Annotated in this window: 8 protein-coding genes and 1 tRNA gene; 5 read left to right on the forward strand and 4 right to left on the reverse strand. The window is 52.9% G+C overall.

From position 1 onward, the window contains the following. The first annotated feature begins 15 nt into the window (after positions 1 to 15). Positions 16 to 1440, forward strand: coding sequence for a sensor histidine kinase (locus tag BLT38_RS04210; RefSeq protein ID WP_231966862.1), 1425 nt, complete (start codon positions 16 to 18; stop codon positions 1438 to 1440). 154 nt (positions 1441 to 1594) lie between these two features. Next, a tRNA-Val gene (locus tag BLT38_RS04215) sits at positions 1595 to 1669 on the forward strand. 113 nt (positions 1670 to 1782) lie between these two features. On the opposite strand, the gene BLT38_RS04220 is transcribed toward BLT38_RS04215, so the two are convergent. Both BLT38_RS04220 and BLT38_RS04225 read right to left on the reverse strand, forming a co-directional pair. After that, positions 1783 to 4572, reverse strand: a complete 2790-nt coding sequence (locus tag BLT38_RS04220; protein WP_172838140.1) for a sensor histidine kinase — start codon at positions 4570 to 4572, stop codon at positions 1783 to 1785. A gap of 429 nt (positions 4573 to 5001) precedes the next feature. Then, positions 5002 to 5613, reverse strand: a complete 612-nt coding sequence (locus tag BLT38_RS04225; RefSeq protein WP_083344066.1) for a response regulator transcription factor — start codon at positions 5611 to 5613, stop codon at positions 5002 to 5004. Positions 5614 to 5864: 251 nt separating this feature from the next. Between BLT38_RS04225 and BLT38_RS04230 the strand changes: the two genes are divergently transcribed. Both BLT38_RS04230 and BLT38_RS04235 read left to right on the forward strand, forming a co-directional pair. Next, a complete protein-coding gene (locus tag BLT38_RS04230) occupies positions 5865 to 6323 on the forward strand; it encodes a DUF4126 family protein (protein ID WP_083344067.1) in 459 nt (152 codons plus the stop codon). Continuing rightward, on the forward strand, positions 6320 to 7699 hold the full coding sequence (locus tag BLT38_RS04235) for an FAD-containing oxidoreductase (protein WP_083344068.1): 1380 nt from the start codon (positions 6320 to 6322) through the stop codon (positions 7697 to 7699). Before BLT38_RS04230 ends, BLT38_RS04235 begins: the two co-directional genes overlap by 4 nt. Before the next feature lie 105 nt (positions 7700 to 7804). Here BLT38_RS04235 and BLT38_RS04240 read toward each other — a convergent pair whose 3' ends face one another. Next, a complete protein-coding gene (locus tag BLT38_RS04240) occupies positions 7805 to 8428 on the reverse strand; it encodes an RNA polymerase sigma factor (RefSeq protein WP_083344069.1) in 624 nt (207 codons plus the stop codon). A 777-nt stretch (positions 8429 to 9205) separates the two neighbouring features. On the opposite strand from BLT38_RS04240, the gene BLT38_RS04245 reads away from it, so the two are divergent. Further along, complete coding sequence (locus BLT38_RS04245; RefSeq protein ID WP_231966863.1) at positions 9206 to 9937, forward strand: sugar transferase; 732 nt, start codon at positions 9206 to 9208, stop codon at positions 9935 to 9937. Between the two features lie 161 nt (positions 9938 to 10098). Here the strand turns inward: BLT38_RS04245 and BLT38_RS04250 are convergent, their stop codons facing one another. Next, positions 10099 to 13569, reverse strand: coding sequence for a TonB-dependent receptor (locus BLT38_RS04250; protein WP_083344071.1), 3471 nt, complete (start codon positions 13567 to 13569; stop codon positions 10099 to 10101). Positions 13570 to 13600 lie beyond the last annotated feature (31 nt).

A 13600-nucleotide genomic window follows, 5' to 3' on the forward strand; every position in this document is an offset into this window, starting at 1 on the left:
AACTCACGACGCTTGGTGACAGTAACATACTGGCTGTCTACGTTTGGCGCTCTGGCCGTCATTCTACTCATATACGGCCTATGGCTTCACGTAAATCCGACGACCGTAGCTCTCACTTTGGTGCTCTATGTGTTGATTGTGGCCGCCCAGTTGAGGCTACGATATGCCGTCGTTGCATCTGTCGTTGCTACTGCTTGCTACAACTTTTTCTTTCTTCCACCCGTTGGAACATTCACAATTGCTGACCCACAAAACTGGTTGACTCTGCTTACTTTTCTTTCCACCAGCGTGATTGGGAGCAGGCTTTCGCAGACGGCACGAGACGAAGCGGACCAGGCAAAGGCGAGTCAGCGTGAGTTGGAAGTGTTGTTCTCACTCAGTCGCGAATTCCTACGGACGGACAAGTTGGCTGATATCACGGAGGCTCTTCCGTCTCTCATCAACATCGCCGCCCACGCACAAGGTTCAACCCTCTATCTGCTGGATGGGGATCGTGTATTTCAGGCGGGCGAGCAGCAGATTTCAGGAATCGAGATTTCACATTTTCGCCAACTTGCGCTGAGTTTGTCGGAGCCGGAAGTGCTGTCAGACGGAACCGTGCATGTGCCGATTCGTGCTGGTGTTCGTCCGCGCGGCCTGCTTGAAATTGTCGGACTGAAGCTGTCTCAAGAAACTTTGCGGGCCATTGGAGGACTTGCGGCAATCGCGCTGGATCGCGTTCAGGCGTTAGAAGAGATTGCGCGCAGCGAAGCTAACAAAGAGAGCGAACGCCTACGTAATCTGATTCTCGATTCGATCACGCACGAATTGAGGACGCCACTCACTTCGATCAAAGGTGCAGCGGGAACCCTATTGATGAGCCACGTAAGCGCAGAGGATCAGAGATCGTTGATCAAAATCATTGATGAAGAGGCTGACAGGATTAATCAGTTGGTGGGGCAGGCTGTAGAGATGGCTCAGCTTGAAGCAAGAGAAGTGCACATGGATGTCCAGCCGGTCGATTTCAAAGAGATAGTGGCTGAGGCAAAAGAAAATAGCGCTTGGATATGGGGAAGCCATCCTGTGGAGATATCCATTCCTCCATTGCCGAAAGTGGATGTGGATCCGAACATGATCGCGAAGGTGTTGTGCAATCTTCTGGAGAACGCGGCGAAGTATTCAGAGCCTCAATCCCCAATCCGTATTTCAGCAGAGCAGAAGGGAGGAATGATTGTGGCAGCGGTTGCGGATCGCGGTGTCGGAATCGACCCACTTGAGCAGGATCTCGTGTTTGACCGCTTGTATCGGTCACGGGAGCACAGCCAGAAGAAGCCTGGCACTGGGATGGGACTTCCCATCAGTCGCGCCATCATTGAATCGCATCATGGCACCCTCACCGTAACAAGCCAGAGGGGCTACGGGTCGGTGTTTAGCTTCACGCTCCCCATCCATAAGAATTGATATCGCTGGGCTTACCCGTTCATCAGCCCTGCGAGCCACATTCAGGGACGAGCCTGTGATATAAATTGAATATCCCAGTCCGGCTGGTATCCACGGACTGCTCTTCGTATCACGCTGTAACGAAATTAGTTACGCATCTAGAAGAGCCAAGATCGGGCGCATAACTCAGCGGTAGAGTGCCACCTTCACACGGTGGAAGTCGTAGGTTCGAATCCTGCTGTGCCCACCATTAAATCAATCACTTACAAACGCAGCCAAGTTCGCAAGGTTACGGAAGTTTCCCTTCGGTTCTCCCGTTGATCCAGAAGCTTTCATGGGCGCCGGAAATCCGCCAGCCATCGCTTAGTAGATTGCGCGAGAGAAGGCAGCCCGCAGGTTGCGTGACCAGCTTTGGCCTAGACCCACTTGCCGGTAGACACGTGATGCTGGAACCGTGATAGTGATCGTCGTGCCGCGGGAAAGCTGGCTGTGGATGTCGAGTGTTCCCCTCAGCGTTCGTGCTCTTTCTTTCATCCCTTGAAGACCCCAATGATTGACGAGTACCTCAGCCTTAATGCGGTCTTCTGGAATCCCTATTCCATCATCTGCGACAACGGCTTGAAACTCGAGTAGTGCGTAACGAAGAGAGATCTGGATTGAGTGTGCTTTGGCATGAATGACAGCGTTCCTCATGGCTTCTGTTACCACCAGAAGAATCTCTTCTTCAGTCTCAGCAAGCAACTCAGTCGGTTTGCCTTCAACCAGAACAGAAATACTTAACCCAGACCCTGCTGCAAGTTCTGCTGAGAGATGGCGAATGCGTTCCTGCAAGCTCGCATGCTCACTCTTGACCATTCGAAGACTGCGAACGCGGTCACGGCCTTCTGCAATCACCTTGTCACTGCTATCGATCGCCTTGTCCAGTTCCAACTTGGTCGCAGACCCGCTTGGCATTCCGTCCGAAAGTGCCTTCAGTTGCAATGTAAGTGCGAAGATTCCCTGCAACAGCGTGTCATGCAATTCTCGAGCGATCCGCTCGCGCTCGGAGAGTCTTTCCATGTGCAGGCGGTGCAGTCTTTCTCGTTCCTGGTGCAGTCGCAATTGCAGCATGCCGAACAAGGCGGAGACTCCAACGAGCACAAGAAGACCCCGGAACCACCATGTCTGGTAGAACGCTGGAACAACAATCAGTCCTTGGACGGCCGCGACGCTGCTCCAGTGCTGCCCATCTTCCGATGCGATGACTTCAAATTGATGTGATCCGGGCGCAAGCTTCGTATAAGAGGCCTCACGCACCATACCTGCATCCTGCCAGTTCTCGTCGACTCCGCTGAGATGGTAGCGAAAGCGGACGCGTGCAGGATCGTTTGCTCCAAGTGCGGTAAAGGCGATGGTAAGGCGCGCTGGGCGCGGTGGAATTCGCACACTCGACGATATTGGAAATTTTTTGCCTGAGGCAGTGACTGAGACGATAGCGACACTTGGCGGGATGCGGTTGCCCTTAGCGTTAAAGTCAGCCAGTGAGAGTGACGCGATGTCCTTTGTTGTTGCAAACAGAAGATGATCACCATCCAGGGATTCAACGAGCGAAGGCTCAGGGATACGCTCTGATGAAAGGCCGGGGAGACCATCATTGGAGTCCAGCCGCAACGCTCGAAACGCATGGCTATTAGATGAGATCCAGTCACGGACTTCCGACGCCGCAACATGAACGCCGCCCGAAAAGGTGTTGAGCCATAGATCTCCGTCAGAGGATTCAACGACTCCTGAGATTCGGCCAGGAAAATCTCGGTCTTGCCATGTAGGTTTTCGGAAGGCGCCATCTTTGAATAAGACCAGTCCGCCTCGGCCAGCGAGCCATACATGGCGATTTTTCACGGCCATGGTGGCTACTGAAACATTGAGCGATGCATCCTGAAAGCCAGACTGGTGATAAGCTGCCCCATCCCATTGGAACAACTTATTTGAGAATGCAATCCAGATATTGCCATCACCATCGGATGTCATCGCGCCCAGAACTCCAGGCCTTTTCTTAAGGATGTTGCTTTGGTCTTGCCACGCCCCTTCAGAAAAGCGGAACACGTCGCCACCACGCGTCATGATCCACGGATTATTTCCCCGATCAAATGCAATCGAGAGAATCGGTTCTGAATCTTCCTCAGGGTAGTTAACTACGTGAACTGTTTCAGACTCGACATAGCTGAGGCGGGGAGAACTTGAACTCGCACACCAGATTCTGCCGAGAGCGTCTCTGCGGAGAGTCAGTACTGATTTGATCGCTGGGTATGTCTTATAGACGCCATCTTTAGTTAACGACGTCAGTTCGGTTGTTGCATTTCCAAACCAGGTCTTATCTCCAGCCGCAACGACCGCGAACTCATCCTCAGACCTACCTTGAGTGGTGAGGGGTTTAAGCAACGTGCGATGGAAATTATCTAAACCTCCATTGGTCCCGATCCAGAGTCCACCGCTCTCATCAACGAACGGCCTCCAGTTGGTGCTGGACGACAGACCGTCGGATGGCAAAATTGCCTTCATTTGTTTTACGGATTGCAGTGGTTGAGGACCAGGCAATTGAATCAAGCCGCCCCTCGCCGCTATCCAGAGATTCCCGCTCTTTTCGAAGGTGAAATCACCAAATGGCGCAGTGAAATCGCCAAGCGTGGTTACGGGAGCGGAATGTGTTGGGGTGCCTGTGGGAGTTGTCAGTTGGCGAATGCCGCTTTGGTCAGAAATCCAGATGCTTCTGTCCGGCGCCTGGTGCATGTGCGCAACGCTGGATGCTGGAAGAGCGTCGTTACCCCACAGTTGAAATTTTTCGCTATTCGTCTGTCGGACGAGAAGAGAACCGTTCGATGTCTTGACCCAAACAACGCCCTTGTCGTCAACGAAGACGGAGGCGGGCATACCTTTCGGAACACCAGACTCTGGCCCGAGCAGTTTGCACGTTGTGCCGCTGAGATGGGAAAGCCCTGCAGCAGCTTGCATCCATAGGCTGCCATCATGGCCTTCAGCGATGCCATCGCCTACGACGGTGGGTGTACACCGTCGATCTGGAAACTCCTGGAGTCGTTCGTCGCGCCAGAGCAACATTCCGGCGGTGCGAGTGACTAGCCAGACGCCGCCCTCATGCGAAGGGAATGCAGACAACACATCGTTGTCGTTGACACGACCGTGCGTTACATCTCGCAGAGATTCGAAAGTTACACCGTCGAACCTACGGACACCCAGTGATGACGTGATCCAAAGGAAGCCGACGTTGTCCTGATGAACTGAGAAGACAGCTCCAATCTCACCATTAGAGGGCCAGGATACATGTCTAAAATTACCGATTTGATTGCGAGTTGAGAGCGGCTGTTGGGCTGGACACGCAAGACTAAGCGAAAGAGCTATGAATGCACTAAGCGTGGCGAGTCTGTTGAGAATGTAGAGCATAGTGCAGGAGGCCCAAAGCTCTCATTTGGCAGTCAGTTCCGTGTGTGCTGAGTGTAGCAGAGCGATCTCAATCGCGACCCTCGCCCTTGGGGCGTTTCAGAATGAGAAGAAAGAGGGGGTTGACTCCGGCATTTGAGATTAGGGATATCAGTGGAAGAAGCCGCGGCTCATTGCGATTGTCACAGCATGTGTCCGATCATTGGCATTCAGTTTGCCGAGGATGTTCTTCAGATGCCCCTTCACGGTGTGTTCGGAAAGATTGAGATCGTAGGCAATCATCTTGTTCGCTTTGCCAGCAGAGACGTGACGAAGAATCTCAACTTCACGATCTGACAGAATGTCTTCGCCCGCGTGCTCTGCCATCATCGCGGCGATATCAGCAGGAACTCTTTTCATGCCAGCATGTACGCTGCGGATCGTATCAATGAGTTCTGTGCGCAACATGTTTTTTAGTAGGTAACCAGAAGCCCCGGCCTGAAACGCGCGGAGTGCCTGAACATCGCCTGCGTACGTGGTTAGGACAATCATGCGGGCTCGTGGAAATTCGGCGCGGATCTCCGTAATAGCTTCGATTCCACTTTTGCCAGGCAATCGCAAATCCATCACGGTAACGTCTGGTCGATGGTTGCGAAACTGCTGGATCGCCTCTTCTCCAGTAGCTGCTTCCCCCACAACCGTCATGTCAGCTTGTGCGTTGATTGATGCAATGACACCTGCTCTGAGAAGCGGATGATCGTCGACGGCCAAGACTCGAATCATATTGCACCCCCAGGCGAAGATCGGGTGAGGCGAGTGTAGCAAAAGAGAGTGGTTCTTCGTGACTGGTATGGGGCAGAACAGAATGAGAAGAAAGAGGGGTTGACGTCGCCAACACGGACTGGTTCTCGACCGTGTCGATGTAGTCCCTCGAAAGAGCCGTTGTGTGGCTATCCGTATGAGGATTTGCAGATGCCCAGCTCTCACCTACCCTCCGAAGAGTCGGTACAAACCTACCTGCCAGGAGCGAAGCTATGTTCATCACACTCATTGTTGGAATTGTTGCGGGCTTACGTGCTCTGACCCCTCTTGCCGCAGTGAGCTGGGCTGCGAGGCTGGGAATTCTCCATCTCAACGGAACATGGATCGCATTTCTTGGCTACCGATGGTCTCCCTGGATCTTCTCGTTGTTGGCGCTGGCGGAGATCGTGAACGATAAGCTTCCGCAGACACCGAGTCGCAAAGTGCCCGTGCAGTTTGCGACAAGAATCATCACTGGGGCATTTGCGGGGATGGCCATCGGCACACCCGAGGGTCTTGGCATTGCTTTCGCAGTGGTGGGAGCGATTGGAGCTGTGATCGGAACGTTGGTGGGAGCATGGACCCGTGCAAGTCTGGTCAAGGCAATTGGAGGCCGCGATCTTCCGATTGCGTTATTGGAAGACTGTATCGCAGTGGGAACTGCGGCCCTGGCAATGAGCGTGCTTGGATGAGTCGTTCTTTTGACGCGATTGTGATCGGAGCCGGTCAGGCAGGCATTCCTCTTGCCGCACGGCTTGCCGAGGCGGGGCGATCCGTTGCTCTCATTGAGAAGCACATGCTGGGAGGAACGTGTGTCAACACTGGTTGTACCCCCACAAAGAGCATGATCGCGAGCGCGTACGTGGCTCATGCGGCGCGCAGAGCAAATGAATTCGGCGTGCAACTTCCTAGCTCGGTGAACGTTGATCTAGCAGCTGTAGTGAAACGCAAAGATGAGATCGTTGCACAGTCACGAGCTAGTCTCAGCACCTGGATCCAGAGCCTGCATGGGCTAGAACATATCGTTGGGAAAGCGCAGTTCGCTGACGACTTCACAGTCGTAGTCAACGGTGAATCACTGACGTCGAAACAGATTTTTCTGAACGTAGGCACTCGCCCTTCTTTCCCTGTGATGCCAGGGATTGATGAGATCAACCCACTCACCAGTGATTCAATTCTTCATCTGAAAGAACTGCCAGAACATCTTGTGATCGTTGGTGGGGGATATGTCGGGCTAGAGTTCGCCCAGATGTTTCGTCGGTTTGGAAGCGAGGTGACGATTGTCGAGATGAGCGATAGCCTTCTTCCGCGGGAGGATCGAGATTTCGCTGATGGGATAGAAGCAATCCTGAGTGGCGAAGGCATAACCGTTTTCACAGGAGCCAAATGCATCGCCTTCCAACGTGAAAACGGATTGCCGGCTGTCCGCTTTGAGAAAAATGCTGAACATCAACTGGTAAGTGGATCGCACGTTTTAGTTGCAGTCGGTCGCACACCCAATACGGACACGTTGAATCTGGTCAACACACAGATCGCTGCTGATGAGCATGGACACATCGTGGTGGACGAACACCTGGAAACATCCGTTCCTGGCGTGTGGGCTCTAGGCGACTGTAACGGACGCGGAGCGTTTACTCACACCTCATATAACGACTACGAGATCGTTGCCAGCAATCTGCTCGATGGTAAGACCCGGAGAGTCTGCGAGCGAATTCAGGCACACGCACTTTATATTGATCCTCCTTTGGCGCAGATCGGAATGACGGAGAGGGAAGTGCGAGTCTCTGGTCGCCGCGTTCTTATCGCAACTCGTCCTATGGTTCGTGTCGGACGAGCGGTTGAAAGAGGGGAAAGCCTGGGGTTCATGAAGGTTCTTGTAGATGCTGAAACTCACATGATTCTGGGAGCTGGCATCCTCGGGGTTGGGGGAGACGAAGCGATCCACGGCATGCTGGACATTATGTATGCGGGAATGCCATACACCACCATCACTCAGGCCGTTCATATCCACCCCACTGTTTCGGAACTTATTCCAACCCTTCTCGAAGATCTGAAACCTCTTGTTTAGAAAGTGGATTTTCTCCGGTTACATCGAATCGCTCAGCACTCCCGCGGCATTGATCGCTTTGGTGGCGTAATCCAAAAGCCGAATCAGCGCTGGAATTAGTGGAGCTCACCCGTTTGACGCTGTCGCGTTCAATGAAACAGACGGCTCCCTTAGCGCTGTCATGAGGTGGTGTCTTGCCCGAAACAGGCGAGATTTCGCAGCCGTCATGGTGAGTCCACGCTTTTTCGCCAGGACCGAGATAGGCAATTCCTCACGAAAATGATCGTGCACCACATCTCTGAATGTCTTGGGCAACTGGCGCATCGCAGTCCGGAGACGTTCCTTTTCTGAAGCATCCACACACAATCTTTCTGGCGTTGCACTCGGATCGGCAACTGTAAGCGAGCTGGACCCTTCCGGTCCCATGAGCTCGTCGAGGGAAGACACTGGCCGCGCCTTCTTCTGACGAAGGTGCATCAGGGACTGGTTGATCACGATCCTCGTAAGCCACGTAGAGAAGGCGGCAGTTCCTTCGAAGGTGTCGATTTTGATATACGCGCGAATCGACGCTTCCTGCACAGCGTCCTCAGCGTCGTCAATGTTCTTCAGAATTCCGAAGGCCGTCCGTCTCATAAGCCGGATATATCGCCGGAGAAGTTCGTCGAATGCGGTTCTGTCACCGGAACGCACCAGTTGAACGAGCGTCTCGGAGCTTGTCTCGCCGTAGGTGTGACTGTCTTGTCCAAACACTTGGAACCTCCTGGATGCACACTGAGGATGTCATCGGATGAGCCAGCGTTTTAGCCTCATTTGGGTGGTTCTGAAATGCCTTCTTCGGCGGATATCTATATTCACCGGGGAAGACGTGACCACAGTCGACACAACACGGCGATATTTGGGGAGGGACGCGTCGAGACCCCCTCACGGGATGTAAAAAGATATATCGCAATGCTTGGGGGCGCCTAACAACTTCGAAAGGAAGACTTTCGTATGTACAGGACGGTTTCGCAGAGGTAGCAGCCGAATATTTCCAGGTTTGCTGGGGCATTATCACAGAGTCCAAAACGGGACTCCCAGACGTCATCTGTGAACACTTCTGGTCACTGGCCAGGAACCATTCGTCACGTGTATGTATACCAAGTTCGGACTTTTCGAGACGAGGAATCCATGAACAAAAATATTTGGATTTAATTCGGATTAAGTATCTAAGAATGAGAGCTATAAGCGCAATTACTTCAAGTTTTGCATCGATTGCGATCGTCTCACTAAAACTGTTTAGTTAACAGTCATCCTCATATGGAAGGTTTTGTTTTTGTAACACAAAAGTTTTCCCTATTTGACCGCAGGTAACCGCCTGTAGAATAAGGATTAAATCGCTAGTAGACTTCGGAAGACATCCTTCAGGTGAACTGTGTCATCGATCAGGGTGGAGTAGACGGAGCAAAAAACTGGTTTTACATCACCCACCCTCTAAGGGGTTCTATGCTTCAACGTAGTGCATCGCTTAAGAACACAGCCTATCGAAATATGCGTGGACTCGCTCTCAGCACTGATACTCGCTCGAATGAATCCTTTGAATCCTTCGGGTACGACCATGTAGTTCCGTTAGACCTCATTCGTTCTGCGAATGCCAAAACTTCATCTTTCACGTACAGGGTCGTTAAGCGGTCTGTTGATTTGCTTGGCTGTCTCCTACTTCTTCCGGTAGTTCTTCCCGTGTTTCTGGCTGTAGCTCTCTTAGTCCGATTGAGCTCACCAGGTCCTGTTTTTTATCGTGAGATCAGGCGCGGTAGAAATGGGCGCGAGTTTGAAATTCTCAAATTTCGTTCGATGCACACCAAAGAACATCTTCGGGAAGTGCTTTCTTATAACGAATGCGAGATGACGCAGATGAAGCGCCGGCAGGAAGAGAAGCACATTGAGGATCCGCGTGTCACATCTATTGGCCGGTATCTTCGCAAATTCAGTCTCGATGAGGTGCCGCAGATCATTAATGTGCTGCGAGGTGAGATGTCGTTTGTAGGCCCCCGTCCGGTGGTATCGGCTGAGCTTGAGCGTTACGGCGTAAACGCTCATTTCTACAAGCTGCTGGTTCCTGGAATTACTGGTCTCTGGCAGGTTTCGGGGCGAAATGATGTGAGTTACGAGCAGCGAGTGCAGTTCGATGTGCAGTACTGCAGCGAGTGGAGCGCCTTGCTCGATATGTCGATCTTTCTTCGTACGATTCCGGCTGTTCTCAAGGGGAAGGGCGCTTACTAACGCTCAGAAGGCTGTCAACAGTCTGCTAGTGGCATAACCTTCATGTCATGTGCGGATACTGCTTGTGATCTATTTGAAAGGCCGGGCAAACGCCCGGCCTTTCCTGTTTGCACTCGACCGTAGCGAGTGAAAACTGCTACTGGCGCTTCGTCTTCGGGAGTCTAGAAAAGGATCTTTGCTCCCAACTGCACAATGCGCGCAGATAAGGCGGAGGTGATTGTGCCAAAAGTCGCGCTGGTATTGGTGCCTCCTTCCGCAGTGGGGTTGCTTGGATCAGCGGCGGGGCCAGCAACGAACGTTGTGTTTGGCTGGCCAAGCTGCGTGTGATTGAGAACGTTATAGGCTTCAATTCGAAACTCAAGACGCGCGCCGTGCGTGATGGGCGTTGTCTTGAAGATGGACATATCGAAGTTCGTCTGCGACGGTCCACGTGCATGTGAGTACGCACGAGGCGTATTGCCGAACGTATAGTCCGCAGGATTGACGAATGCAGCCGTGTTGAACCATTTGGAGGTGGTGGGATGATCCATCTTTACCTTCGCTCCCGGAAGCAGATTGGGACGCGTTGCAATACCTTGGTTGTTGGCTCCCGAGATCACCAACGGTCGTCCGCCTTCAAAGGTGAAGATGGTGTTGAACTGCCATCCGCCCACAAGGTAGTTGAGTGGCCCACCGCTGGACAGAAATTTCTTTCCTTTGCCAAATGGAAGATCGTACAAGCCTGAGACGGTTACCCGATGTGTGACGTCTTGCACGTCCACGCTGTAGTCGCCAGATGGATCGCGCCAGTTCTGTGGACCGTTCACGGAGTTGGTGCCTGCGCCCGGTGAGTTCAACAGGAGATCGAAGATGGGAACATCCATCAGCTTGCCGTATGTGTACGAACCAATGATCTGTAGACCGTTCGTAGCACGACGTGTGGCGGTCACATACAGAAAGTTGCCATTGTAGGACTGCGTGCGTGCATAGCTCTGATAGACGCCGCTGTAATACGGGAAAGGCTTGAGCAGATTTGCGCGCGTAATTGTGGATGCACCGAGCGATCCCGGCACCATGCCAGCATATGGATTCGAGACACTGGTGTTCAGATAGCTGGTTCCAAGGCTGAAATACTTCGGGTCGAGCGTGTTTTGATTAATGGTGTAGCTATAGGGGAAGTGGCGTCCTGCATTGCCCAGGTAGGTTGCTTCCAGAACGGTGTCGAAGGGAAGCTCACGGGATACCGACAGCGTGTACTGCTGCGATGAAGGATCTTTCGCTGCAGGCTGCACCACGTAAACGGCGTTACCTAAAAACGCTGTCTGGCCGCCCGCCGCGCCTAGTACTTGGTTAGGTGCGTAGGGCAGGCCGCCAGAAAGTTGAAACGCAGGGCCCGCCTTCGTGGCCGCGCTGTAGGACGTGGCCTGGCTGGCGAACCCATTGATATTACCAGCTGCTTCTGTGTAGTCCAGGCCCGCGTTCGGAGTGTAGTAAATGGCCGCACCACCGCGCAGCACTGTTTTGTTATCGTTCGTCAGCAGCAGGACGAAACCAAGACGTGGCCCCCAATCATTGAAGTTTTCATTCGCGAAGTTGGTGCCATAACCATGGCCTGCGTACTCTACCAATCCCATAAGCGCCGAGTTGGAACCGTTGGGTTTTGTGATATCGACATTGCTCAGGCCGTTCTTTTTTTCCTTTGCCTGTGGTCCGAAGTCATACCGAAGGCCGGCGTTGATGGTGAGTCTACGCCCCGCCTTCCAGTCATCCTGTACATAGCCTGCATAGTTGATTTTGCGCATCGCGATGCCTGCGGCCGAATTGTCTGAAGCGGTGGCTACAGCGCCTGCGAGAAAGCTGGCGAAGGCGCTTCCGGTTCCTGTAGTTGTGGTGGTGTTATTTCCAGCCGCAGTTTGTGTAGCGCTAAAGCTGAAAGAGTCTCCACCGTTCAACTGATAGTTGAATGCCTCTGTCCAACGGAAGCTAGCGCCCAGGTGGAACACGTGATTGCCGCGAATCAGCGTAACGTCATCCACCAAATCCAGTCCCGTATTTGTTCTAAAGCCATACGTGGTATTGAATGTTGCCAGGCCATTGCTCATTACAGGGCCAATCAACGGAGTGGGATCGGGCAGACCAATCTTGTTTGAGATGTTCTGCCCTGCTGTTGCGGATTGAAAGGGAAATCCATTGCGGATAATGCCGATCCGCGCTTCATTGATCAGATTTGAAGAAAAGACATGTGTCTCTGTCAGCAACGCATTCTGTGTCTGTGATTCGTCATTGCGATTGAAGTAGGCGCTGTAACCGCCGGGATTGTTGCCCGTGTTGTCATAGAGAGCATATCGAGCCACGATGTTGTCTCTATCGCTCATCTGGTAATCAAGACGACCCAGGATCAGTTTCTCTGTGCTCACGCCCTGCGGCCGGTTGATGTAGTTATTCGCATGCGTGCAGGGATCGTAGGTGCCGCTGGTATTGTTTGCCTGCGGGTAAAACATCTTTGAGAATGCAACAGCCACGGGGTCAAGATTTGTGATCTTGTTGCCGGGATACTGAGTGCGTGATCCTGTCGTGGTTGCTGTGCTCGGATTGTAGATCGGTACTGTTGTGCAGGCGCCGCTTGAGTTGCGCACTCCCAGATCGCTAAAGTCTCCGTTGTATTCCTGCGCTGTGGGCACTGTGGTGTACGCGGGCGTTTCGCTGATGTAGTGATAAGCTTCAAGGTTTGTGAAGAAGAAAAGTTTCTGTTTGATGATGGGCCCACCAACGGTGCCACCGTAATTATTGAAACGAACCTTTGGTTTCCCGAACGGCGAACGGGGAAATGCAATGTTTGCATCGAGCGCGTCGTTGCGAAAGAACTCATACAAGCTGCCATGAAACTGGTTACCACCGGAACGTGTCACAACGTTGATAACGCCGCCGGACGTGTAGCCAAACTGAGCGGGGATAACGCCAGTCATAATGCGGAATTCCTGAATGGCATCGGACTTAACATTCACACCAATCTCGCTGGTGTGTGAGTTGACGTTGTTGATGCCGTCCAACAGATTGCTGTTCTGTCCCGTTACACCGCCAGAAATACGAATTGCGGAGACTGATGTTCCACGGTTTGCAAATCCTTCACTCACTGCACCGAGATTCGATACGACGCCGGGTACCAGCGTGGCCAATGCAAGGGCACTGCGTCCGTTCACTGGCAACTGTTGCGACGCACGGCTGTCGATCGTATTGCCGATGGTAGCGTCGGTTGTATTCAATGCGGGAGGCAATGCGGAGACGGTAACGGTTTCAGTGGCTGCGCCAACCGCCAACGCTGCATCCTGCGTAACGTGCGCTGCGGCATCCAGAACAATGTCACCGCTTACAAGTGTGGAGAAGCCATCTTTGGAAACTTCTACCTTGTAGTGCCCGGCCTCCAGTGGACTTGAGGTGTAAGAGCCGTTATCGCTTGTGATCAGCTCCTGCCCGATACCAGTGCTCTGGTTCGTGATGTGAACTTTCGCTCCAGCAATACGCGATCCGGCGGAGTCGGTGACCGTACCGGCAATGGTGCCGCGCACCAGCTGTGCGCCTGCCGTATACAACATACTTACTGCGGCCAGCGCCAGAAGTGACAGTGCGGTCTTGTGTGACCTGAAATTGTTCATTGCGTCTGTGCTCCTTCGCCCGTGTCTGCGG

Origin of the sequence: Terriglobus roseus (genome assembly GCF_900102185.1) — a bacterium.
In the GTDB taxonomy this organism is placed as follows: domain Bacteria; phylum Acidobacteriota; class Terriglobia; order Terriglobales; family Acidobacteriaceae; genus Terriglobus; species Terriglobus roseus_A.